This window comes from Luteibacter sp. HA06 (assembly GCF_054061215.1).
Window position 1 is genome coordinate 2,854,118 of the sequence record NZ_JBSSDZ010000001.1, and the last position, 23,246, is coordinate 2,877,363.

Sequence of the window (23,246 nt, forward strand, 5' to 3'; positions counted from 1 at the left end):
GCGTGGGCGGGCCGGAGGGTTGGTTCGTCGGGCTATCAATAAGGTCTACACGCTCCTGTTGCAAGTCTCGGCTTCTGCGACGCGCCTGCCGCTACAATCGGCGCGATTCCATCCGCCGCCATCGGTAGCCATGCTCACCTCGCTCTACGTCCGTCAGTTCGCCGTCGTCGAAGAAGCCGAGATTGCCTTCGGGCCAGGGCTCACCGTGGTCAGTGGCGAGACCGGGGCCGGCAAGTCCCTGCTCGTGGACGCCCTGATGCTGCTCGCCGGCGCCCGCGCCGACAGCGGCATGGTGCGCTCAGGCAGCGACCGCGCCGAGCTCGCTGCGGAATTCGACCTCACCGGCCTGCCGGAGGCCACCGACTGGCTGCGCCAGGAGGAACTGGACGACGGCGAGACCTGCCAGCTGCGCCGGGTGATCCGCGTTGAAGGCAGCTCGCGTGGCTGGATCAACGGCCGGCCCGCCAGCCTCGCGCAGATGTCCGCCCTGGCCGCGCTTATCGTCGAGATCCACGGCCAGCACGAACACCAGGCCCTGCTCTCGCGCCAGCACCAGATGGCCCTGCTCGACGCCTACGCCGGCAACGAAGTGCTCCAGACCAGCGTCCGCGAAACGGCGAAGTCCTGGCGCGAGGCAGTTGCCCGCATCCGCACCCTCTCCGGTGGCGACGATCGCGAGCGCCAGATCGAACTGCTGGCCCATGAACTGGAAGAACTGGATCGCTGGGCGTTGACCCCCGCGGCACTGGATGAGCTCGAAGCGCAGCACCGCCGGCTCGCCAACGCCGGTCGACTGGCCGAAGGTGCCAACGGCGTGGTCGAGATCCTCGACGGCGAAAGCGAGTTCGCCGTGGGGCGTGCCCTGCTCCGCGCCCACGCCGAGCTGTCGCGTCTGGCCGAGCTGGATGCTTCCTTGATACCGACCCTCGAGCTCCTCGACAGCGCGCAGATCCAGATCGGCGAAGCCGTCGATGGGCTCGGGCGCTACGCCCAGGACGTCGAACTGGACCCGGAGCGCCTTGCCGAGGTCGACACCCAGCTCACCCACCTGCACGACCTCTCGCGCCGTTACCGGCTGCCGATCGAGGAATTGACGGTAAAGGCTGAAGAAATCCGCGAACGCCTGGGCGAACTCGAAGGCGCCGGCGACGCGCTCGACCGCCTCGGACGCGAGCGGGACCGCCTGGCCAAGGCTCACGACGAAGCCGCCGCCGCCCTCTCCAAGGCGCGCGCGGAAGCCGCAGGTCGCCTGGGCACCTCGGTAGCCGCATTGATGGGCGAGCTCGGCATGGCCGGCGGCCGCCTGGAAGTCTCGCTGGAACGCGTCGACGGCAACGAACCCGACCCGCAGGGCCGCGAACGCTGCGAACTCCTGGTCAGCGCGAACCCCGGCCAGCCGCCGCGTCCGCTGCGCAAGGTAGCCTCGGGCGGCGAGCTCGCCCGCATCAGCCTGGCCATCGAAGTAGCCACGCTCGGCAACGACAATATCGGCTGCATGATCTTCGACGAGGTGGATACCGGCATCGGCGGCGCCGTCGCCGAAGTGGTCGGCCAGAAGCTCCGCGCCCTCGGCGAGAGGGTACAAGTCATGTGTGTCACCCACCTGCCCCAAGTGGCCGCGCAGGGTCACGCGCACCTGCAGGTCGCCAAGGAAACCGACGGCGAAGCCACCCGCACGCGTATTCACACCCTGGATGCCGCCGGCCGCCGCGACGAACTCTCGCGCATGCTCGGCGGCGTGGAAATCACGAAGGAAACGCGCGCCCACGCCAAAAAGATGCTCGACCGCGCACAGGGCTAAGAGCCGTGCTGGGGCGTGCCAGGCACCGGGTTAGGCGCTGCTGCGCGGGGAGGCGCCCTGTCTGGAGGCGCGTTGTGTGGGAGCCGCTTCAGCGGCGATAGCCAGGTTGCACCAACCCCCATCGTCGGCCTAGCCGGCCCCCACAGAGAGCCGGCCCCCAAAAGGTAGCCAGCCCGTCAGGCGCGAATGAGCCCCCGCTCCTGCGCCATACGATAAAGGTCGAGTTCCGACCCCGCGTTGAGCTTGTTCATCACCGCGGCGCGGTGGATATAGATTGTCTTCTGCCCGATACCCAGCTCCGCGGCCACCTGCTTAGGCGCCCGGCCAGCTGCCAACAGGAGGAAGACCTCACGCTCTCGCGCCGTCAACCTGCTGAATGGATCAAGGTCCACCGACGACCGACCCGAGCGACGCTCACGCAGATCCGAGCTCAGGTACTGCTCGCCGGCCAGCACGGCTCGGACCGCTACGACGAGTTCCTCAGGCGCGACGCCCTTGGTCACGTAACCCCGCGCCCCGCGGCGCAAGGCCTCGGAAACGTAGGGTTCACCATCGTGCATGCTCAGCACGACGATCTTCATTTCCGGCGAAATGCTGGCCAGGTGCTCGATCAACGGCAGGCCGCTGCCATCGGGCAGCGACAGGTCCACGGCCACCAGATCGGGCAGATGCTGGGTGACAGCGTCGACAGCCTCGTCGGCATTCTTGGCCTCGGCGACGACGTCGAGGTCAGGTTCCAGCTCGATGAGGCGTTTGAAACCCTCACGAACGATGGCGTGGTCATCTACAAGGACGATTCTTGGCATGGACAGAATGTAGCAGGCTCGCCCGACGCGTGCGTATGGGTGGAAGCGTGCAACGTGATTCGAGGTTCGGCGTGTAACATTCGGGGAATGCGACTAAATGCCGTCTCCCGGTTCGCCGGCCCTCTGTTCGCCCTCGCCTACGCTGCAGCCTGGATCCTGCTGTGGCCGACGGAACAGCCTTATTGGGTGCTGCCGTTCGGCCTGCGCTTCGGCGCCCTGCTTCTCATGCGCACGCGCAACTGGTTCTGGATCCTCGGCGCCGAGATCCTGGCCAGCGCCTTCTGCGAGTGGCGTAGCGGCCTGCCCATCGGCGGCGCCGGCTTCGTGCTGGGCGATGCCCCCGAGCCCCTGATGGTCGCCGCCTGCCTCTGGCTGCTCCGTCGCGCCCATCTGCACGCCAGCCTCAATACCCCGGAAGACGTCGCCCGCCTGCTGTTGTCGGCCATGGTCACGGCCACGGTCGCCACCGCCGGCAACGCCGCGATGATGGCCTCGCTGCATCCGGCGGCGCCGGTCGAGATGCTCGGCACCACCTTCGGCAGCGACCTGCTCGGCAACTATCTGGGCGTGCTGCTCGTCGTACCGGTCATGATCCTGATCTTCCGCGAGCGGCCCACCCAGTCCGCCCTGGCCGAGCTGATGCTCGACGGCCTGCTGGTGATGCTGCCTTCGCTGGCGATCCTGGTGACCCTCGCCGAGTATTCGCCCCAGCCGCAGTTTGCCCGGGTGCTCTCGCTGGCCCCGGTGCTGTTCTTCGCCTTCCGTCATGGCTGGCGCGGCGCCGGCCTTGCCATGCTGATCACCAGCGTCGGCCTCAACGTCACCGAAGACATGATCGGCCGCGGTGCACCGACGGCCGCCGCCCACCTTTTCCTCGCCGTGGCCGGCACCGGCACCCTCATGCTCGGTGCCGCGACGGACGCCCTGCGTCGAAGCAGCGAGCGGGTCGCCCAACAGAACACCCATCTGGCCGCTGCCAACCAGCGCCTCGACCAGTTGGCCCGGCAGCTACGTGACGCCGCGCGCGGCAACCTGCAGGCCGAAGAAGACCTGCGCAAGCACATGGCCGCCGAGCTCCACGACGAGCTGGGCCAGAACCTCACCGCCATCCAGACCCACCTCAAGCTGGCCCAGGCACGGCTCGGCAGCGCCGGCCTCGACGACATCGGTGCCTCCATCAACGGCATCCTCGGCCACATGCGCCGGGCCCTGCACAAAATGCTGGACAGCCTCCGCCCCTCCGTTCTCGACGAATTCGGGTTGCTACGGGCACTGGATGAAGGCCCGGTACGCGACATGCTCACGGCTGCTGGCATTCATTATGTGACCGACCTTCGAGGCGAACCGAGGCTGCTCGACGACGACACACTGACCGCGATTTATCGTGTCGTGCAGGAAAGTGCGACCAATGTGGTCCGCCATTCGGGCGCGAAGGAACTTAAATTGCGGCTGCGCATCGGCATTCGTGACAGCGGACCGGTGGCCCTTCTCGACATCCGTGACGACGGTACCGGCCTGCCCTCCACCCCAAGGCCGATTCGTACAGACGGTGGTGGGCGCGGCCTACAGGGTATGAGCGACCGCATCACGGCCCTCGGCGGCATCTTCCGGATACGTCCCGAACCCATCGGACTACACCTCCGCGTGCTGCTACGCAGCACAAGTATCGGAACTCACATAGGAAATTTTCCGATACCGGGTCAGTGAACCGTTCGTTACGATTCCGTCATCGATGTGGGGGAGCCGCCGTCGAGAGACGGTGAGCCCAGGTCGGTCGTGGGGACGATCGACCTGATGAGGCGACAGGATGTCAGCCTCGCCGATGCGAAGTGGTGACCCGTGGGTCTCGCGAGCAACTCGCGATTCACGAACCATGGAAACATCGGATCAAGCCGCTAGTGGACAGGAGTCCGCTAGCGGCGTTTTTATTTGTGGCGAAGGAAATCCGAGAGCAGGTCAACTGCAAGTCAACTGTGGGAGCCGCTTCAGCGGCGATAGCCCGGTTCCCGCAAGCCCCCATCGCCGGCATAGCCGGCTTCCACAAAAGCCAGGCTCCCACGGAAGCCTGGCTCTCCAAAAAAACCAGGCTCCCCAAAAAGCCAGATTTACAGCAAAGAAAAAGGGCCCCCTCGCGGGAGCCCTTCTCATCTGCCAAGCCGGATTTCCCGCCTCAGCGCTTCTTCTTAGGCCGCACATAGAGCACCAGGCTGTGATCTTCGATCACGTAGCCATGGCGATCCGCGATTTCATGCTGGAGGCGCTCGATCTCCTCACTAATGAACTCGATGACCTTACCGCTGTCCACATCGATCATGTGGTCATGATGCTTGCCGCGGTCCAGCTCGTAAACGGCCTGCCCACCCTCGAAGTTGTGCTTCTCGACGATGCCAGCAGCTTCGAACTGGGTCAGCACCCGATACACCGTGGCAAGCCCGATGTCTTCCTGGTGCGCAAGCAGACGCTTGTAGATGTCTTCGGCGGTGAGATGGGGTTGCTCCGTCTCCTCGAAGATCTGCAGGATCCGCATGCGCGGATGTGTGACTTTGAGCCCCGCTTTACGGAGTTCTTTTGTTTCCTGGTCCATAGAGACCCCCTCGCGGTGCCGTCAGGCGCTTAGTGTATCATCGCAGGCTTCACGATCCGGACGTTACTACGCATGCAAAAGCTCATTCGCCGCACGCTGGGTATGGCCATGATGGCGCTCGCCATCGCGGGCTGCGGCCTTATCTATACCCCCGACGTGCAGCAGGGCAACCTGCTCGACAAGAAAAACGTCGAACAGCTGCAGCCGGGTCTGACCAAGCGCCAGGTTCTGGTGCTGCTGGGCACCCCTTCGGTAGCCTCCCCGTTTGACAACGATCGTTGGGATTACGTCTCCACCTTCGCGCATCGTGGCGGGAAGATGACCACCCGTACGCTCACCCTGACCTTCAATAACGACACCCTGGTCCGTACCGAAGGCGATTTCTTCGCCCAGGATGCCCAGCAGTTGCTGAAGGACTCGAAGAAGTACAAGAACGACCCGGTCAATGGCACCAAGGGTGACAAGAACACCAGCGCCAACGACAAGAAGGATGACGACAACGGCGGCATCTTCGGCGGCAGCTCGTCGGACGACAAGAAGTAAGAAAGGCTCTCAGGCGCCGCGTTTTGCGCGGCGCCGCCTGGCTTCCATCGGGTCGAGTGTGAGCGGCCGGTACAGTTCCACCCGGTCGCCCTCCTCCAGTACACGGTCAGCGGTTACCTTCTTCGCGAAGATACCCAGACGACCCGGGTCCGGCGCCACGCCGGCCGGCAATCCGCCTCGAGCCAGCTCGACCGCCTGCCACGCGGTGGTCCCTGACGGGACAGCCAGCGCCAGGACTACCTGCCCCTCCGGCCCGACGTAGGCCACTTCGATGGCGAGCTCAGCCATACTGGCGGCGCGCCTCGTCACAGAAGTCATCGACCATCCGGTTGGCCAGCTGCTGGAATCCCATCCTAAGCACCGAACCACCCAGTCCGGCGTAGTCGAAGTCCAGTGCCAGGGCGATCTTGCAGCCCACATCGCCAAGCGCCTGGAAGGTAAACACCCCATCCAGCGAGCGAAACGGGCCTTCTACGAATTTCATGGCCAGGCTGTGCGGCTTATCCGTGGTATTCCGGGTGGTGAAACTCTGCTTCAGGCCGGCGAACTTGAGATCCAGCCGGGCCACCAGCACGTTGTCTTCCCGTTCGAGCACCTCGGCGGCGTCACACCAGCCGAAGCGCTTTGGGTATGCTTCTACATCGTTGACCAGGTCGAACATCTGCGCGGGCGTGAAAGGCACGATCGCACTGCGGCGGATTTCAATCACTGCTTAGACCTCGTCTCATTTTTGCCGGCTCACGGACCCGCCGGCCTTGTATCAGGGATCCGATAGACCGATTTTAGCGGACATGGCAAAAGCGAAACCGAAGGACACGGAAAAAGACGGCGGCGGCACGATTGCGCTGAACAAACGCGCACGCCACGAATATCACATCGACCAGCGCTTCGAGTGCGGCATGGCCCTGGAAGGCTGGGAGCTGAAGTCCCTGCGCGCGGGCCGGATCAACTTCGGCGAGGGCTGCTACGCGATCATCCAGCACGGTGAGGTTTATCTTGTCGGCGCCCAGATCCCGCCGCTGATCAGCACCTCCACCCACGTGATCGCCAACGACCGGCGTACGCGCAAGCTGCTCCTGCACCGCGAGGAAATCGACCGCCTGATCGGCGCCGTCGAGCGCAAGGGCTATACCCTCGTACCCACCGCGATGTACTGGAAAAACAACAAGGTGAAGTGCGAAATCGGCCTGGCCAAGGGTAAACAGGACCACGACAAGCGCACGGCGGAGAAAGAACGCGAGTGGGCGGTCGACAAACAGCGGGTCATGCGATCCCACAACAAGATGGGCTGACCTGAACGGACGGGCGGCGCCCATTGTGGGTAGCCTGCCCCGCCCATATACTGAGAGATGTAGTCACACAACGTTTTCCCCGGGGATGTTCTGGTTTCGACGGGGGTAGTGCGATCTACTGGTGCATGCCGAGGGGGTAGCTTTCCTCGTTAAACCAGCTGCAAAAACTATAGTTGCCAATGACAACTACTACGGTAATGACGCTTCGGTGGCTCTCGCCGCCTAAAGCGTTCGGCCCCTAAAAAAGGCCCTACCCCCGAACCGATCTTGTGCTCATGCTCGTCGGTGTAGGGTCACTATCATGAGACCGCCGAAAGACTCTCCATCTGTGGGTCTGACGCTAGATCAATCAGGTATGTCCATCGGTGCGTTTCGCACACCGTACTGCTGACGGACGAGATCTAACGGTGAGCTAAGCATGTAGATCTGGAGATTAAACGCCTTCGGACGCGGGTTCGACTCCCGCCATCTCCACCAAGTCCGGACTAAACCCCTTGCATCGCAAGGGGTTTTTTCTTGCCCGATTGATTCCCTTGGGTATCAATCTGGGTATCAATTGTGCCAAAACCGTATTTGATGACACGTCCGTCTGGCCTGTACGCCCGGTACTTCGTGCCCGTCTTTCTCCAACCCGCAGTGGGCTCCCGCTATCTCGTCTTGTCCCTTTATGGAGAGCGACGTGATGCGGCGCGTTTCACCGCCGCGCGCATCGGTTATCTTCTGTCGCGACTGTTCGAATGGATGCGAAAGAATCCTGTGGCTGACCCCAAAGACCTGCTGACGAAAGCGCTCAACGCGGCACGGAATGGTCGCGAGCTCGTCATCGACCTGCCGGACGGCACGCGGATTACCACCGATGGGTCGGCTGCCGACTACGAAGCGGCCAAGGCCATCGTCGCCGAGCGCGAGCGGGTCCGGCTTGAGGCGGGGGTCGTAACCGGGGTTGCATCACCGGTCGCCGCCGCCGCGCCATCCGATGATGGGGGCGACCTGATGTCCCTTCGCGTGGACAAGCATCTGGCGTACCTGCGCAGCCAGGAGCTGGGCGCCAAGAATGTCCTGGACTACGAATACTCCCTCAAGCTCTTTATCGACCTGATGGGCGACAAGACGGTCACTGCAGTGTCGTCTGACGACATCGAGTCGTATCTCGCGATGCTCGTCGACTACCCCCCGAACGCATCGAAGAAGAAGGAATACCGGGAGCTCTTGCCGAAGGCGGCGCTGGACAAAGCCCGCGCCGACAAGGCGGCCGGTCTGTCCTTGCGGACCCGGGAAAAACACCTCGACCGCTTGCGGGCGTTCTTTGGCCGCCACGTCAAACAGCGACGCCTGCCGTTCAATCCCTGCGACGGCTTCTCAGTCAGTTCCAAGGCCCAAGACCAGCGCCGCTCGCGGGAGCCGTTTACGCCTGCCGAACTCACCACCGTGTTCGACCATCTCCAGTCCCTGGTTCCCCACCAGTACTGGCCAGCCGTCCTCGCCCTGTATTCGGGCGCACGGGTCAATGAAATCGGGCAACTCGAGTGTGAGGACATCGAGGAAATCGCGGGCATCTGGGGCATGCACATCCGGCGGAAGACCAAAAACGAAGCAAGCCGCCGCTTTGTGCCCCTGCATCCGGAAGTCATTCGGCTTGGCTTTCTCGACTACGTCCGTACTGTCAAACGGTTCGGATTCGCCACGGTGTTTGCGGGAATCGACGGCGGCAGCAACGGGCCTGGTGACGTGATTGGCGACTGGTTCAACCGCACGCATCTTCGCAAGCACTGCAAAATCCTCTCGCCATCAAAAGTGTTCCATTCGTTTCGCCACACTTTTGCCACCGCTGCCGAACGCGCTGGCGTGCCCGATGGTCGTCCCATCGGTCAACTGACCGGACATAGCACTGGCGGGACGGTGCTCCGTGACCATTACATTCAAGTCGCGACATTGCCGGACCGCCTGCGGGACATCTCCAAAGTCAAATATCCGACGGTGAAGCTCACGCCGAAAGCAGCGAGCTTGTTCGAGCACTACCTGCGTCGTGAGCGGGCGCTGCAGCAGCGGGCGCAACGGACACATCTGCAGAACTAATTCACAAACCGCGCAGGGACCATGACGATCCCCCCGCGAATCAGCGTGGTCATGAAAGGCTGATTCTCAGGCTGTTTCCGCCGGCAGACATTGCCCCAGCCATGCCACGGACTTGCAAAATGATTCGCCTGCGCCTGCCCGCGACAGCTGAACGAGTTCATTGAGGCCGGTGTGACTGCTGAGGCGAATTTCCTCGTAGTTGCAAATGGGGATTTGCCGGTTGTTGCTAAAGCGCCGGTCGGGACCGCCGTTTTTGTTGACGAATCGCCACGTGTGTCCGACCACCGTGGCGTCGTGCGGGACACTTTCTGATTCAATGAACCTCGCATCAGACGCAGTTGCACGAAGCGCCCTGTAGCTCACTGCACCCACCTGAAGCCCCTCATAGACCAGAACGCGGTCCGGGAGGAAATGCAGGGTTTGCCGCCCCACTTGCACCGACACCGTTTCCACGTTGGTCTTGATGCCCGGTGGCGAACCCATGCTGATGCTGGTCCGTTTGCGGGTGACCAGGTTGCTCGCACCTGCGTGGTATTTTCGGTTGTACACATCACCCCTGGCTTCGATGTGCCATGCCGCTGCTGCCGCAGCCATTCCGCGCGCCGCCGCATGCATGCCGGCATACCCACGCTCCATCGGGTCGTCAAACGCGTAAAATAGGACCACCGTCTTGACCATGACATCGCGCAGGTGTGCAGCGGCAGCGGCAATGACGAGCAACACTGCGAGCATTCCGGCCGCCCACGTCGGCAGCTGCCGGATCGCCCACCAGAGCGCCACTCCACCCAACGCAAAGACAATGGGTGCCCACCCCAGCCGCGCACGCTTCGCGCGGATTTCCTCGAGCAAGTCGGCCGATGAGGAATCGACGATGGTCGAGGTCTCCGCCGATTCGATGTCTTCAAGGGCACCATGGGTGCCGTCCGGGATGACAGGTTCACGCGTGCGCGGGGGTCTTGTGGTACCGGGCCTTACCGACGCGTGTTGCCTGGGTCCGAGCGTGGATCGGTACGTGAGGCCGGCGTGGCTCATCTGGACATAATTGCCCCTTGGTCCGGCACCGATGCGAAACCCCGGAACCCCCACCGACACGCCAACGCCGCTCCCGGAAAGGTTGAACCGGAGCGGACCGACGTTGATGGACTTGCGAAGATAAAATCCCATGGGTTTCCATTCCGAGAATATTGCCGCCGACGCATCCGGCAAATTGATGCCAGGCCCATCCGGATGAGCGTGTCGCGCTACAGGCCGTGTGCGGCGAACAAACCAGCAAACGGCGAAAGTTACATTCACCGACGCAGCGCTGGCCCGAGTAGATGGCGTCCCAGTGAGGATATCGGCGGTGACGCCGTTGGCTTGAGCACGCGTGTGGTACCCGTCCAAACAAGCTGCGGGTGGTCTGCCACCGTCGCTTTTCGCGGCCCGACAGGATGACTACCAGCCTTCCGGCTTTTCGCCTTCTCCCCGGTTTGCGCCAAAGTCGTAAGCGGCCTCCATTCTCAGCCGCTCAATGGCATGCAATGCCTCAACTGCGGCCTTCATCATTTCGAATCCTGTTTGCCCCTTAAAGAACGTTTCAAACGTGCCGTCCGCCCGCATGAACACTTCGCACCCCCAGACGACTGGCATGGGCTCTTTGTCCGGAGATTTCTTTTCAGGGTTCCATTTGACTCGGGCCATGTCTTCACCTCGCGCTGTCAAAAAAACGATGCTAGAGGCAGCTCCCACGGGCGTTATTCTGGCCCGGCGGAGTGGCAACAATTATTTTCGCCTACCCCCCTTGACAGCGCCCGGATCCTGGTTATCGTCAATGAAGAGATGCAGCATGGTGTGCCACGGTGTACGTGGCTTAGAAAAAATTGCTTGTGACCCTTTTCAGGGTATCGCCGCATCTCGACGAGCCGTCCTTCGGGGCGGCTTTTTTTTACGGCGCCGGTCAGTGCGAGCGACAAAATCGGCCCATCACACGAGGCTCTCCGTGCCAGACGAAGAAGCAATCCTGGAAGTTGCCGCACTCATCGTCGACGGGGTCTCGGTCAGCGAAGCCCTGCTTGCTGGCGACATCCTTGAGGCGCGCTTCCGCGCGCAGATGGTGGCGGCCCACGCCCTTGGTCACTGCATGAATGGCGTGCAAGCCGCCGCGGTGAAAGTGATCCGGCTGCTCCACGGCGAGTCCGGGCCGCAGGCCGAAACGACAGCGGCCATCAACGGCGCCGTCGAAGCGCAGTTGGAAAAATCGCCTTTCGCCACAACGGCCCGATTTCGTTCCGTTCTCGGATCTCACGACAGTTCCACCGCATGGCTGGGACACGCTTCGCCATCACGGCCAAATCTTTGTCACTCTCCACCCCGGTTTTCCAGCCGTACTCGACTGAATCTCCTTCCCCGGCAATCCTGCAGCCATCTCCAGGGCGGCACCGACGGCTGACGTCCCGCCTTTGGAGGGCTCGCCCTCGTTGCCATTGACCACATGCCGGGGCCGGTGGGGCCGAGGGGTTGCATCACAAAAAAATCCGGATTAGGGACTTGATGGTCCGTGTTGTAGACGCCCTTCGGCATTGCCGTCCGGCTCATTAAAGGGCGGGTCTTTCATTGGATACGAAGGCACGTGTGAACGGATGGGCATGCACCTATACGGCGCGCTCACCCCCGCAAAGTGCATGCTCCACCCATATGAGATGGCATACCGCCTGACCAACCGCCGCCGTGGCTAGATGCCTTCCCGCACGCTGCAACGCGGGGACCTGCCAACTGTCGGCAGCGCTTCATCTGGAGCGTGTGATGAGTCTCGATACCGCTGCGCGCAATACCGGCAGAGCCGCTGAAAATTGGACTCCAACCCGGTACATGGTGCTGTACGATTGCACGCCCCTCGCTGGCACGGCCGTCTTGCGGGCGTTTGGCCATGCGGCCAGTGACCGTGCGTCTGTGTTCATCGCCGGGTTGCTGCTCCCGGCGCCAGGGAATGCGCCGGCATTGCCCGACCTACAAGACGAGCTCGACGCGTTGGTCAGGACAGGCAAACGGGCTGGCGTCAAGGTCACCGCCGCCATCGTGATGCCGCCGACCATTGAGGCGGTTGCAGAGAGGGCCGACACCGAGAATGTGACCCACGTCATTTGCATGCATCCGCCCCATGCGCTGCATGAGCTGTTTACCAAGCGCGGCATGTTGCTCACTTTGCGCGAATAAACCGGTCGCGCCTCGAACATCGCTTGCTGGCACCTCGGCGCCCACGCTGGCCGTTGCGGCGGATTTCGGGCTGCCAGACTGCCATGTGCCGACAATATTGCGAGGTTTCGCCCAGCCAGAAGTCAAAGCCAGTTTGTGAACGGCAGCCTTGAGCGTTGGGGGGAGCAACACGCGCCCCTCATCTCCGACGGACCACCTTGGGCGTCCATAGGAGACTGCCATGTCCCACGCGCCCCTGTCCGGCCTGCGCCTGTTCCTGGTCCAGGACGACGCCACCGTCGGTCCGATGCTCGCCGGGATGCTTGAAGAGAAAGGGGCTGTCGTGGACGGCCCCTGGTCGAGCCTTAGAATTGCCTTCGGTGCCATGCACCACCATCCGCCCGAAGCGGCGCTGCTCGACGTCAATCTGTGCGACGGCACGACTTTTGCTCTCGCCGCCTCCCTGCAGTCGATGGGCATCTCTTACGCATTTTTGTCGGCCTCAGACCCAGCGGACGTGCCCATGGGTCTTAAGCCCTTTGCCTTCATTCGAAAGCCTGCGTCGCCCATGGCCGTGCTGGCCATGGCCCACCGGCTGTCGAACGAACGGTAGTCTCCACGCACCGGGACGAACAGCCGGTGTCAGCCAGCGCCTTCGTGACCGGTGCGGCCCTGAGGGTTGGGTACCGACCTGGCGCCGAGCAGCTGCTCTTGCTGACGAAACGAGATGCGGGCGGCCAGGGCGCGGACTTTTATGCAGACCTGCCGGACATTTCCGGTGACGCCAGCCAAGAGCAACCGGTCATTCTCCAGCGACACTCGCGCTATGTCAGCATCAACGGTCAATGCGTGCACTTCCCGTTCGAATACCGCAAACCAGTGTGCAGAAGGCACGCTGTCGAGAAAGGCAACGACAGGCTCTCCGTCGGGATCGGCGACGAGGCTCAGGTCTGGCACCTCAAAGCCGACAATGCGTGGATATCGGGAGTCTGGCACGGCGAGCTGTCCTTGGAGGACATCAACTATAAGCCCGCGGCGCCTGCAGCAGACACCGAAAGCCACTCATCGTGTCTCAACCGACAGAATGCGGTTCCCACGCGTTTGCCTCTCCATCCAGACGGCGGACTGCGCAGATTCGGCACAGGTTGCATCCAGCCCAGCCATAGCCCCGTCGCTGGTTGGATGGACATCCAACAGGCGCGCTGAACCAACTTCCTCAAGGTCATTCGCCATCTCGACAGCCGGGGCATTGTCGGGTGGGCGGCGCAAGCGAGATGGCTCGACAGCGCCCTAAGCCCGGGCCGACTTGCCTCAATGCTCCTCGGCAGGCACCCGCAAGCCAGCGCGGTGGCGCCGTACGAGCCCCGGCCAGGCAACGCGCGTGAGCCGACACAGCCTGAGCGAGTCTGCCGGTTACCGGCGGTGGTTGCCCGCACGAGCGACAACAGCCGTCTCCCGTTGAGCGCTTCGTCGGTCCTTGGTTCAAGCGAGCCATCCGGCAGGTGCATCATTCGATATTTCGCGCGAGGGCTTCCCGGATGGGTCGATGGTCGGAATGCTTCGCGTCCGGGTCGGTCTCGTGTAAATGGTCCAGACAAGAATTGGGTCGCAAGGTATAAGAGCGGTTTTCAACCCGAGCATTTTGGATGGCATACAAGCGCCCTCTTGCCGTCGTTATTGAGCCCGTTGTACCACTCGCCACCATGGTTGCCAGTGCACTGGCACAGAGAGGCTACGAAGTGGTCACCTCCGCCACGCATGCCGGTGCAGCGTCGTTGGTCGCCGCACGGGACCGGGTGGATTTTCTCGTTGCTGCTGTGCCGGCGCCGGAGGAAGACCAGCAAGACACCTACCTCCGAGGCGCCCGTCAGAACAACACGGCCCTGGCAATGGTGGTTACCCTGCCGGCGACCGGGGAGCGGGACAATGTCCCTCCAAGGGCGGTTACGCTGTGCAAGCCATTTGACCTGGCGCAGCTTTCGCGGGCTGTGGAGGACGCGACATTTCCGCCTCCGCCGGCTTGAGTTCCCGGCGTGCTCAGTCCGCGCCCGCTGCTTCCGCTTCAATCACGCGGAACATGGCAGCGGCGCCGACCGCTTTACCTGTTGCAGAAAATACGGGCTCAGCGTCGATGGAGAGAAGGCGGTACTGTCCGTCAGGCCGTCGCACGAGAAGACGGACATCACGGAGGACGTCCCGGCAGAGGACGGCGCGGGCCAAGGGCAGGTCATCGGCTGGGTAGGGGCGACCGTCTTCCATGAACAATCCGTGCATGCAGCTGTAGTCGTCAATGCCTGCGCCGATACGCACATGCCCGAGGATATCTGTGGCAAGCGTGTTGGCAAAAACAAGAGTGCCCTGGATGTCACTGACGATGAGCCCACGGCTCGCGTCAGCGAGCACATGCCGTTCAAGCTTGAGCGCCTCCCTAATCAGGTCACTTTCAGTAGTCCGAATCTTATCGAGCCTCACAGCTCCTCCTTTCAAGTGTCCTCCAGAATTAGCCTATCGCTCGGCGCGGCCACTGCACAAGGCGTGATTCGGCAAAGACTTCACAGGGACCGTCACCTGAGGCGCTGTGCAGGCGGCACCGTTTGCGGAGGAAATGCAGGCGCTCGGACCGAACAGGCAGGCATCTATCGGAGGCGCTCAGTCGAGACGGCGCCTATGGCAGCACAGGCGCCCGGCATGGCTACGCGCTCCCCTGGGCAGTGTTGCAAATCGGGTTAGTACCAGTCATTCAACGCTACTGCGCAAGTTCGTGACGGCGTTTAATCATGTGAAGGCCGATCACTCTCCCACCTGCAACTCGTCGACGCGCACCGTAAGAACCTCTCAACGCCGACGCGCCGTCGGCGACTTTATTAAATGAGGTATCGGCATGAGCAGTCAGCAGAACAACGAAAATAACGAAAACAACAAGAACAACGAAAACAACAAGAACAACGAAAACAATCGCGACAACGAAAACAATCGTAACGAGCGTCAGGACGAAAACCGCGAGAACCAGCGCTGATCGCGCAAGGCGCCTGCTGCGGCAGGCGCCCTCCTCACCGGGAGTAGACTTCATGACGGCATTTTCTGCCGACGACATTCATGCGTTGCGCGATTTGATCAAGCTCGAGGGGTCCGTTGGTCATCAACGTGCAACTTTCATCGTGTCGCAGACAAAAGCACAGACAGACACTTACGAGTCAATCGTGTGGATGATGGATGGCGCTGCGCCGCCGAGGCCGGTTACCTCGCCACAGTCATCGGCAAGTAGCCCGTTGATAAATCCGCGCGGGACACGCCTCGCCTTTCTTGCTTCCCGCGGAAATGGCAAGCAGGTGCATCTGCTCGACATGAGCGGAGGCGAGGCGAGGCCCTGTGGCGGCCTTGAGCATGTGCCGCAAACCATCGAAGGATGGTCTCCGGATGGCAGTCATTTGCTCCTCACCTGGTCGGTGCCGTGGGCAGAAGACGAGCTTGACGATCCCGAAGCCAAGCAAAGGCCGTTGGTGGCGCGCTTCCTCCCGTACAAGCTCGACGGAAGTGGGCCGACCGTGGGCAAGCGCACGCATCTTGTGCTGTTAAACGTCGATGATGGCTCCGTTCGCAGCCTCGTCGACGGCGACGTAGAGGTCAGCGAGGCCGCATTTTCGCCTGACGGGCGCCACGTCGCCTTTGTACGGGCGCGATTGGGTAGGCAGCGCCACGTAAAAGACCTCTGCGTGGTCGATGCGGAGGGCGGTGGCGAGCGGCAGCTCACATGCGGCCTCACGAGCATCATGGGACTCCGTTGGTCCCCCGACGGAGCGACCGTTGCAGTAGCGGGTTCGGAAGCCGAGGGCGAGGCGGTGAGCTACCTGTGGCTGGTGGATGTAGCCAGCGGGGGGCGGCGGTCGGGCGCTGACGATCTGGAGGTCATCGGTTCGGGGACGACCTGGTCGGCCGACGGTAGACAGATCGCCGTTATCGCCGAACATCGCGGTAAGGCATCGGTCGCCGTCGTCGAGGTCGCGAGCGGCGACTACAGGATCTTCGACCGGGGCTTGCGGCAAGTGTCAGGGCTCGCAGCCCAGGGCGACCACCTGGTCTTCGTGGCTGCGACGATGCGGCGTCCTTCCGAGGTGTACACGTGCGACTGGGATGGCGGCAATGAGCGCAAGCACAGCCAGTTCAATGGCTGGTTCGCGGACCGCCCGCGGCCCCGCGTAAGCAAGCGGCGTATCCAGGTTCCGGACGGCTTGGGAAACCAGGAATGCATTGACGTCTGGCTGCTTCGTCCGCCACACGGCGATGGGCCGTGGCCGGCTTTGCTCTACATGCACGGCGGGCCCGAGAGCATCGTGCCAATCGAGCACGACCGGCAGATGTATTGGTACGAATTATGCGAGAAAGGCTGGCTTGTCATCGCGCCCAACGCCGTCGGATCGAGCAGCTACGGGAGGGAATTTGCCCAACGGTTGCGCGGGCATTGGGGTGAGCGGGATCTCCCACAGTATCTGGCCGTGATCGACAAGCTGCACGACGAAGGCCTTGTCGATGGTCGACTGGGCTGCGCTGGGAAATCCTATGGGGGCTTTCTTTCAGCTTGGGCGCTGGGGCATACCGATCGCTTCACGGCAGGCATCATCAGCGCACCGGTGGCTAATGTCCTGTCGCATCAGGGCACCTCTGACACGGGTTATTACGTCACCCCCTACTCGGTTGACGCGGAAGCCAACGAGGACATGGACGCCTACCGGCGCCTGTCCCCGCTCTCCATGTTCGAGAACCTCAAGGCGCCAACGCTCTTTCTCCAGGGCGCTGAGGACGCACGCTGTCCGCTTGGACAGACGGAAGAACTCTTCGCCCGCGCCATCCGGCATTCCGAGGCCGAGGTGGTGATGGTGGTCTATCCGGGCGGCTCGCATCTGCTCTCCGCGAGTGGACGCCCGAGTCATCGGGTCGACTATAACCGCCGTTCCGCGCGTTGGCTTATCGATAAAGCATGACCCGTGCAGGATCTATCCAACTGCGCACCCGCCCACAGGAGCTTCGAAAGATGATCAGCCGTATGCAAAAGCGACCGGGGACTTCCGTCCCGCCGATGTTTGCCGCAGACGAACCGACCAGCCAGGGCCCACGCAAGGACGATATGCCGACGCGCGCCCCGGATGACTACCAGAAGCCGGCGAACGACGCACCGGGTGGCGGCGGCGAGTCTGAGCGAAAAAGACAGTGACATGTGGCGGGAGACCCGGATGAATACCAACATCGAGCAGGGAGTCATTGCGCAAGCCGAGGTGGACCGACTGAAAGGTCTGGTCAGGTCTCTGGCGGTCAACGCAAAGGTCCGACTTCACATGAGAGACGGCTGCACCGTTTGCGGCATCGTATCGGTGACACCGACGGTGCAGATGGTGCGCAATGCGCATGGCGACGAAAGCGTCGGGGGCACTGTCAAGCTCGAAGATCCGGTTCAGCCCGGCTGGGACGGCTTGGTGCACCTCGTCGATATCGTCTCCGTGGAGCACCTCGACTCGGTGACGATGGGCGTCAACAAGGCCTGATGCGCATGAGTCGGGCATCTACAGGCGTGTTCGGTGTCCTCGGCGCGGCGGTGACGCTGTCTTTGATTGCGTGCGCGTGCACCCGCGCGGCCGTACGCACTTCGCCCCCATCCGTGTATGTCATTACCGGTGCGTCTAGTGGTTTCGGTCGCGGGGTGGCGTTAAGTCTGGCGGCTGAGCATGCGTCCATCGTGCTCGTTGCGCGCCGTGCCGAGGTGCTCCGAGACGTGGCGGACCAGGTCGCCGCGCTTGGCGGGTCCGCCGTTGTAGCACCGGCGGATGTCACTGACCCACGCGCCCTTGAGGCGGTCTCAAAGATCGCGATCGCGCGGTTCGGCCGGATCGACGTGTGGATCAACGACGCAGGCGTTGGCGCGGTCGGGCGCTTTGACCAGATTCCTGTGGAGGACCAGGCCCGGGTCGTGGATGTCAATCTGAAGGGTGTCATCTTCGGAAGCGCCGCGGCACTCCAGGTATTTCGCCACCAGGGATTCGGCACCCTGATCAACATCGGATCAATTGACAGTGAAGTGCCATTGGCTTATCAGGCCACCTACGCCGCGACGAAAGCGGCGGTGCTCTCGCTTGGCCGCTCACTCAACGAGGAACTGCGACTCTCGGGGCAACACTCGGTGAGGGTGTCGACGGTCCTGCCCTGGGCATCGGACACGCCGTGGTGGCTACACGCCGCGAATTACACCGGAAGAGTGCCAGCGATGACAGGCATCGATCCGCCGGACCCAGTGGTGCAGGCGATCGTGCGGACTGCCAAGCGCCCGCGGGAGGAGGTACTGGTTGGCTGGAAATCGCGCAGTGCCTACTGGGCCCATCGCTTGGCGCCGGATCTGACCGAAAGAACGGCCGCGAACATCGCCCACCGCGTGCAGATGGTCGAGGCGCCTCCCTCGCCTGCGACGAGCGGGGCGGTGTTCACACCCAAAAGCGAGGGCCACGAGGTGGAGGGTGCATGGCGCGACGCCATACGTGAGGGCCCGGACCTGTGCCGCGGCAACGCAGGAAGCGAGTGCACTGCCCCTGGCCCGAACGGGAAGTAACGGCGCTTGAGCAAGGGCATCACCATCAAAAACTCAGGCGCGGTCCGTTCGGATGAAACGATCATCGCAAAGCTCACTGCCCTGTGAGCTTCTTCATGGGTCCTGTGCCCCTTAGTTTCGTCGTCCGCCACCCTCCCTGCTCGCCTCAGCGCAAGCCCGCCGGAGCGCGGCTGCGGCCAGAGCAGAATTGCGGACGCGCCCTGTCCTGCCGCGCCCCCGCTGAAATTGCCGCCTCATGCCGCCCCGAAAAACCACTCGAGCTGCGGCCACCGTCGCTTGGCCCCGCGTTGCCGGCTTTTTGCGTTGTCAGGGCCGTACCCGTGGTTACATCAACGAAATTGCGAGCGCTGAAGGTCGATCCGTTTGATATCCACCCGCTTCTCAAGCCAAAGTTGCCAGCGTGGCCGCGACTGGGTCAGGACGGCGCGCAGTCAGCATCGTTGTCACTTCATCACGAGTGATGAGCACCGCATCGGCACGGGCGGGAGCAACCTTGCAGTGTGATTCCTTTGTCGAATGTCCGAACCGATGTAGCCAATGAGGAGAAAGACCATGACCCGAGGTGTCGGCGGCAAGTCGCCCGCCAACGTGCAGACCTATCTTGAAGGCGTGAGCTATCCTGCCGACAAGGCCGTGCTGATCTCGCGCGCAAAGGAGAACGGCGCACCGAGCGAGGTGATGCAGATCATCGAACACCTTGCCGACCGCCAGTACGGGGGGCCACAGGAGGTCATGAAGAGCTACGGTGACATCGAGTAGTCGATGACCGCAGTCTCTACGGAGCTGATTCGAATCTGTGTAGGACGACATCGCCGCGCCCTATTTCTGCCCTGGGTTCGGGAGGTGCCGCAGTCAAAAGGGTCCAAGCCCTCTTGCTATTGTCATTGAACCGCCCCCTTCAAAGAGTCCCTGCGGGGCTGCCCGAACTAGCTGGCACGATACAGGGATGTTCTTGACGAGGTCGGTTTCGACGCAGTAACGGCTGTGATCCATCTTGGTGCCGCCCTAGCCGTCGCCGTCGCCGCCCCGACTTTCTTTTGGCCTGTGTTCCGGCCTTCGCCGAAGACGTTTCCTGCGTCTATCTCGGTACCCTCCGGCGATCCCACGCCCACCTCCCCTCCATCCTTATGCTGCCCGACCTGCGTTCTACGCCTGTCGCGCCGAACGGCTTGACCATCCGGTCAACACGGTGCTGATGGCCCGCTTTCTGGTCCTCATCGCGGAGGACGCGGGGGCCAGGTCTTCGCCATATCTACGAAGGCCACGTTCGCCAGCCCATGCTTGGGTTCTGGTCCCTGATGATCACCCGGTTCGTGCTCACCATCGTGGCGCCATTTCTCCTGGGTGCCTGATCGCAATCGCGCTCAACGGCGCACTCCAGTAGCACTAGACGGGAACGACCACTTGCACAAAGCCCTCAGGTCGGGCCCGCGTAGCTCGCGTCGCTCGCTTGCTCTGCCCGGGTCTGCCGGTGCTCGCAGAGCTCATGCCCGCAGCGGCAAGGCCCGGCTTTGCCTGCCGACCTCTCGCAGTGCTCGCTGCACCACGCGCTGCCATCCATGACCGTGCACTCGCAGGCGGCGTGCCCGCAGCGGTATCCGTTGTCAGACATGTTTCACCTCATAGGATGGTGTGGAACAGGGCGTTGCCAGAATGTCGAAGCGGCATGCACCGACGGCATGCTAGCGCCGGGACGACACCGACGGACGAGGCTGTCGCTGAGCAGCGGGCGATGATGTCCCCGAGCGGCCGCCTCAGATGAAAGAGTTGCCTACTTGTCACCGCCGGGAAGCTGCTGGGCCATCTCAAGATGATGCTTCAGAACCGGCAGCGTTTTGGTGGCAAATGCCTTGAGGTCAGCGTCCTTTCCGTTGCTCGCCTCTGCCGAGAAAAGCTTCACCACTTTCTCATGATCGCTGACCATTCTCTTTTTGAACGCAGCGTCGAACTCGCCCCCCTTCTTGTTGCCGATCATCGCCGCGGCCTTGATGTCGCTGGCCGTGGGCAGCGCCGCCACGCTGATGGATTTTGAGCCCGCAATGGACTTCAGTTCATCGTTCGCCTTGGTGTGATCGTCGATCATCTGCTGCGCAAAGGCCTTCACATCGCCGGACTGACCCTGCATAGCGCCGAGTTTGCCGAGGCTGACCTCAGCCAATCCCGCAGCGCTGGCCTTCTCGACGAACGGCGCGTCGGGCGCATCGGATTTCGCTGAAGGTGTCGGCGCGGCCCGATCGGCCTGGGCTTCGTTGGTCTGTGCGCGGGCGACGGGTCCAGCCGCAAGAGCCAGGACAAGAGAAGAGAGGATATAGCGACGCGTCAGGATCATGATGGCACCTGCAGTTGGGGGTAGTAGTTGTGTTCCGGCTGTTCATTCACCGGCGGAAGCTTTGCCATCGAGCCTGATGGCTTGCCCGGAAGGATCTCTTGTCCTGAGCGGATCGTCTCCGAGGGTTTTTACATCGGCCAGCCGCTTTTTCGACCAGAGCACGCCCCATTGGGCGACTGGCTTCAAATCGGGGTCGCGGCCCTTTTCAAACTCGGCACCGAAGACCGCGCCGAGTCGCTCGAACAGCGCGACGAGTTGGATTTTCAGGGACGAGTCGAGAGCATGACCAGATAACCGACCCAAGGCGTCGAGTGTCTTCTGGTCGTCAGGCGACGGATCAGCGCTCCATTGATAACCTTTTTCACCGCTTGCGGCTGGCTTGAGCCGGGCGCCGAAATCGATGAAATCCCGTACGAGTTCAGATCCCTGACGCTTGATCGCGTTGTCCGTGGCTCGTACCGCCGCCATCATGGCAAGCTTGCTACCCATCTGATAGGCACCGCTTGCACCACGGACAAATCCTTCGTCAGTCGGGGTCACTGTCGCCTTGTTTTCGTCCGCTGCCGTGACCTTCATCGTTTCGCCGCGGCGCTGTGAATAGGCCTGACCGGAGGCAGTCATCGCAATGGCCGCAACAGCCGCCATCAGCAGTCTAATTGACATGGTCACCGGCGCCCCGCCGATTATCGGTCTTTACCGCCGCAGCGGGGAGCCCTCCGGCGTTGTCTGTGCCCTGGCCTCTGGGTGGCGTGACCTTCGGCGCACCATACTCGTCGCGCTTCGGGGGATTGGGCGTGTGAGTCGTGTTCATGCCGTCAGACCAGTGCTCTTCCCCCGCCTGCTGTCGCGAACGCGGACGCGACGGTACCTTTTGCGGTCTCCCACCGTTCGCGGTCTGATAGACCTGCTCGGTCTGCGCTGGCGGAACTGCCTGAGCGGCGGCGACTGTGACGCTGGCGGCGAAGTAAAGACTCAGCAACATGGTGTCAATCTCCGATCCAATGCACCTGCCATGATTGGGCCCGCTGTATCGCGACGCCTCAAGAGTGAGCCTAGTCCCGTGAACGAAATTGCGCGGACGATACACAACGCAAATCACGAAAATAAACAACCTGCGTTTCAGCCGCGCCCGACGAGTCAGGTTCGTGAAGGCTGAGGACGCGCTCGGGCACGCTTTCGTTGCCGTTCGACGTGAATAATCTTCCGGCGACTTGGGCCACGGGTCGCCCTGTCGCCCGGAGCGCTGCCTTCCCTCCTTTCAGCGCTCTCCGGGCGACAGGTTTCTTTAGGAACGAGGGTATACATGGACCAAAAGCGCAGCCGCGATCGCACACATCTCGAGCTCACGGTAGAGCGTGCCGCGGCACACAGCTTCTTCGGGGAAGCGCGCGACACAGTCGCAAAACCGCTCGCCATTATCATCGAGCCCCGCCGGCGCCTTGCAACAGCGCTCGCTGACGTCGTCAGCGCGGCGGGCTTCGAGGCGGCCATCGCGGCGAGCCACGACGGCGCTGCGGCGCTCGCAGAAGGACGGTGTCCACTCCTGCTCCTTGCCTGTGTTCCCGCGCCGGACGTAAAGCCCGCAGAGTCGTACCTTGCTGCATGCCGTCAGGGCTGTGGGGAAATAGCCACTGTCGTCATGCTGTCGGACCGATCTGCGAACTGCCGGGGTGCGCCCTCTTGTGCCGTCCCGATCGTCGAGCCCTTCAGTAAAGACGAGCTGATCGAATCGATGGAAAGGGCCCAGCTCGCAGCGCACCTGTCGCTTTCCGAGACGGCCACGCCGAATCCAGCGTGCCATTCGGTGCCGGTCGTACGTTGCGCGCACGAGGGTTGTTACTGCACCCGACCGAGCGGCGGCCCTTATTGCAGCGACATTTGCCAAGGTGCCGCACAGGCGGCCGTGACCGTCTCTGTTGCCGACGGAAGCTGCGGCTGTAATCACGACTACTGTGGCGATGAAAGGTCGGAGCGTCCCTAGCAACGGTGTCACTTGTTTTTTGCGCCGGTTCCCACGTTGACATCTCTGGCGGTCGACGCCGATGCCCTTGA

The 23,246-nt window shown here is 62.6% G+C and carries 26 protein-coding genes and 1 other RNA gene; 18 read left to right on the plus strand and 9 right to left on the minus strand.

What is annotated here, in order from left to right:
* Positions 1-130: 130 nt before the first annotated feature.
* Positions 131-1,801, plus strand: coding sequence for a DNA repair protein RecN (gene recN / locus ACVWWJ_RS13125; protein WP_159896632.1), 1,671 nt, complete (start codon positions 131-133; stop codon positions 1,799-1,801).
* A 176-nt stretch (positions 1,802-1,977) separates the two neighbouring features.
* Here the strand turns inward: recN and ACVWWJ_RS13130 are convergent, their stop codons facing one another.
* Positions 1,978-2,607 (minus strand): response regulator transcription factor, encoded by a 630-nt coding sequence (locus ACVWWJ_RS13130; RefSeq protein WP_159896634.1) that lies wholly within the window; start codon positions 2,605-2,607, stop codon positions 1,978-1,980.
* 87 nt (positions 2,608-2,694) lie between these two features.
* On the opposite strand from ACVWWJ_RS13130, the gene ACVWWJ_RS13135 reads away from it, so the two are divergent.
* On the plus strand, positions 2,695-4,314 hold the full coding sequence (locus tag ACVWWJ_RS13135) for an MASE1 domain-containing protein (RefSeq protein WP_159896636.1): 1,620 nt from the start codon (positions 2,695-2,697) through the stop codon (positions 4,312-4,314).
* 463 nt (positions 4,315-4,777) lie between these two features.
* Here the strand turns inward: ACVWWJ_RS13135 and fur are convergent, their stop codons facing one another.
* Positions 4,778-5,191: a ferric iron uptake transcriptional regulator gene (gene fur, locus ACVWWJ_RS13140; protein ID WP_159896525.1), complete on the minus strand. Its 414-nt coding sequence runs from the start codon at positions 5,189-5,191 to the stop codon at positions 4,778-4,780.
* 72 nt (positions 5,192-5,263) lie between these two features.
* Between fur and ACVWWJ_RS13145 the strand changes: the two genes are divergently transcribed.
* On the plus strand, positions 5,264-5,734 hold the full coding sequence (locus tag ACVWWJ_RS13145) for an outer membrane protein assembly factor BamE (protein WP_159896526.1): 471 nt from the start codon (positions 5,264-5,266) through the stop codon (positions 5,732-5,734).
* A gap of 9 nt (positions 5,735-5,743) precedes the next feature.
* On the opposite strand, the gene ACVWWJ_RS13150 is transcribed toward ACVWWJ_RS13145, so the two are convergent.
* Positions 5,744-6,022 (minus strand): RnfH family protein, encoded by a 279-nt coding sequence (locus ACVWWJ_RS13150; protein WP_456968207.1) that lies wholly within the window; start codon positions 6,020-6,022, stop codon positions 5,744-5,746.
* Positions 6,015-6,443 carry a type II toxin-antitoxin system RatA family toxin gene (locus ACVWWJ_RS13155; protein WP_456968208.1) on the minus strand — a complete coding sequence of 143 codons (429 nt, stop codon included), beginning with the start codon at positions 6,441-6,443 and terminating at the stop codon, positions 6,015-6,017. The genes ACVWWJ_RS13150 and ACVWWJ_RS13155 overlap by 8 nt, the downstream gene beginning before the upstream one ends.
* A gap of 82 nt (positions 6,444-6,525) precedes the next feature.
* On the opposite strand from ACVWWJ_RS13155, the gene smpB reads away from it, so the two are divergent.
* The 3 genes from smpB to ACVWWJ_RS13170 all read left to right on the plus strand — a co-directional run bounded on the left by smpB (position 6,526) and on the right by ACVWWJ_RS13170 (position 9,102).
* Positions 6,526-7,026, plus strand: a complete 501-nt coding sequence (smpB, locus tag ACVWWJ_RS13160) for an SsrA-binding protein SmpB (protein ID WP_159896529.1) — start codon at positions 6,526-6,528, stop codon at positions 7,024-7,026.
* Between the two features lie 81 nt (positions 7,027-7,107).
* Positions 7,108-7,503: a transfer-messenger RNA gene (gene ssrA, locus ACVWWJ_RS13165) on the plus strand.
* A gap of 135 nt (positions 7,504-7,638) precedes the next feature.
* Positions 7,639-9,102: a site-specific integrase gene (locus ACVWWJ_RS13170; RefSeq protein WP_456968209.1), complete on the plus strand. Its 1,464-nt coding sequence runs from the start codon at positions 7,639-7,641 to the stop codon at positions 9,100-9,102.
* Between the two features lie 66 nt (positions 9,103-9,168).
* On the opposite strand, the gene ACVWWJ_RS13175 is transcribed toward ACVWWJ_RS13170, so the two are convergent.
* Both ACVWWJ_RS13175 and ACVWWJ_RS13180 read right to left on the minus strand, forming a co-directional pair.
* A complete protein-coding gene (locus ACVWWJ_RS13175) occupies positions 9,169-10,266 on the minus strand; it encodes a DUF4236 domain-containing protein (RefSeq protein ID WP_456968210.1) in 1,098 nt (365 codons plus the stop codon).
* Between the two features lie 270 nt (positions 10,267-10,536).
* Positions 10,537-10,782 (minus strand): hypothetical protein, encoded by a 246-nt coding sequence (locus ACVWWJ_RS13180; protein ID WP_456968211.1) that lies wholly within the window; start codon positions 10,780-10,782, stop codon positions 10,537-10,539.
* Positions 10,783-11,080: 298 nt separating this feature from the next.
* Here ACVWWJ_RS13180 and ACVWWJ_RS13185 point away from each other — a divergent pair, with 298 nt between their 5' ends.
* The 5 genes from ACVWWJ_RS13185 (at position 11,081) to ACVWWJ_RS13205 (ending at position 14,297) form a co-directional block, all read left to right on the plus strand.
* Positions 11,081-11,530: a hypothetical protein gene (locus tag ACVWWJ_RS13185; protein WP_456968212.1), complete on the plus strand. Its 450-nt coding sequence runs from the start codon at positions 11,081-11,083 to the stop codon at positions 11,528-11,530.
* 353 nt (positions 11,531-11,883) lie between these two features.
* A complete protein-coding gene (locus ACVWWJ_RS13190; protein WP_456968213.1) occupies positions 11,884-12,294 on the plus strand; it encodes a hypothetical protein in 411 nt (136 codons plus the stop codon).
* A gap of 220 nt (positions 12,295-12,514) precedes the next feature.
* On the plus strand, positions 12,515-12,886 hold the full coding sequence (locus ACVWWJ_RS13195; RefSeq protein WP_456968214.1) for a hypothetical protein: 372 nt from the start codon (positions 12,515-12,517) through the stop codon (positions 12,884-12,886).
* A gap of 26 nt (positions 12,887-12,912) precedes the next feature.
* A complete protein-coding gene (locus ACVWWJ_RS13200; protein ID WP_456968215.1) occupies positions 12,913-13,479 on the plus strand; it encodes a hypothetical protein in 567 nt (188 codons plus the stop codon).
* A gap of 440 nt (positions 13,480-13,919) precedes the next feature.
* Complete coding sequence (locus ACVWWJ_RS13205) at positions 13,920-14,297, plus strand: hypothetical protein (RefSeq protein ID WP_456968216.1); 378 nt, start codon at positions 13,920-13,922, stop codon at positions 14,295-14,297.
* 13 nt (positions 14,298-14,310) lie between these two features.
* Here the strand turns inward: ACVWWJ_RS13205 and ACVWWJ_RS13210 are convergent, their stop codons facing one another.
* Positions 14,311-14,745, minus strand: a complete 435-nt coding sequence (locus ACVWWJ_RS13210; RefSeq protein WP_456968217.1) for a hypothetical protein — start codon at positions 14,743-14,745, stop codon at positions 14,311-14,313.
* A gap of 409 nt (positions 14,746-15,154) precedes the next feature.
* Here ACVWWJ_RS13210 and ACVWWJ_RS13215 point away from each other — a divergent pair, with 409 nt between their 5' ends.
* The 6 genes from ACVWWJ_RS13215 to ACVWWJ_RS13240 all read left to right on the plus strand — a co-directional run bounded on the left by ACVWWJ_RS13215 (position 15,155) and on the right by ACVWWJ_RS13240 (position 19,624).
* A complete protein-coding gene (locus ACVWWJ_RS13215; protein WP_456968218.1) occupies positions 15,155-15,289 on the plus strand; it encodes a hypothetical protein in 135 nt (44 codons plus the stop codon).
* A 52-nt stretch (positions 15,290-15,341) separates the two neighbouring features.
* Positions 15,342-17,252, plus strand: a complete 1,911-nt coding sequence (locus tag ACVWWJ_RS13220) for a S9 family peptidase (protein ID WP_456968219.1) — start codon at positions 15,342-15,344, stop codon at positions 17,250-17,252.
* A gap of 50 nt (positions 17,253-17,302) precedes the next feature.
* Positions 17,303-17,482: a hypothetical protein gene (locus tag ACVWWJ_RS13225; RefSeq protein WP_456968220.1), complete on the plus strand. Its 180-nt coding sequence runs from the start codon at positions 17,303-17,305 to the stop codon at positions 17,480-17,482.
* Between the two features lie 19 nt (positions 17,483-17,501).
* Positions 17,502-17,810 (plus strand): DUF3247 family protein, encoded by a 309-nt coding sequence (locus ACVWWJ_RS13230; protein WP_456968221.1) that lies wholly within the window; start codon positions 17,502-17,504, stop codon positions 17,808-17,810.
* 26 nt (positions 17,811-17,836) lie between these two features.
* Positions 17,837-18,865: an SDR family NAD(P)-dependent oxidoreductase gene (locus ACVWWJ_RS13235; RefSeq protein WP_456968222.1), complete on the plus strand. Its 1,029-nt coding sequence runs from the start codon at positions 17,837-17,839 to the stop codon at positions 18,863-18,865.
* 552 nt (positions 18,866-19,417) lie between these two features.
* Positions 19,418-19,624 (plus strand): DUF2795 domain-containing protein, encoded by a 207-nt coding sequence (locus tag ACVWWJ_RS13240; protein WP_456968223.1) that lies wholly within the window; start codon positions 19,418-19,420, stop codon positions 19,622-19,624.
* A gap of 1,012 nt (positions 19,625-20,636) precedes the next feature.
* Here the strand turns inward: ACVWWJ_RS13240 and ACVWWJ_RS13245 are convergent.
* Positions 20,637-21,194, minus strand: coding sequence for a DUF4142 domain-containing protein (locus ACVWWJ_RS13245; RefSeq protein WP_456968224.1), 558 nt, complete (start codon positions 21,192-21,194; stop codon positions 20,637-20,639).
* A 42-nt stretch (positions 21,195-21,236) separates the two neighbouring features.
* Complete coding sequence (locus ACVWWJ_RS13250) at positions 21,237-21,857, minus strand: DUF4142 domain-containing protein (protein WP_456968225.1); 621 nt, start codon at positions 21,855-21,857, stop codon at positions 21,237-21,239.
* A 640-nt stretch (positions 21,858-22,497) separates the two neighbouring features.
* Between ACVWWJ_RS13250 and ACVWWJ_RS13255 the strand changes: the two genes are divergently transcribed.
* Positions 22,498-23,175 (plus strand): hypothetical protein, encoded by a 678-nt coding sequence (locus ACVWWJ_RS13255; RefSeq protein ID WP_456968226.1) that lies wholly within the window; start codon positions 22,498-22,500, stop codon positions 23,173-23,175.
* The last annotated feature ends 71 nt before the right edge of the window (positions 23,176-23,246 follow it).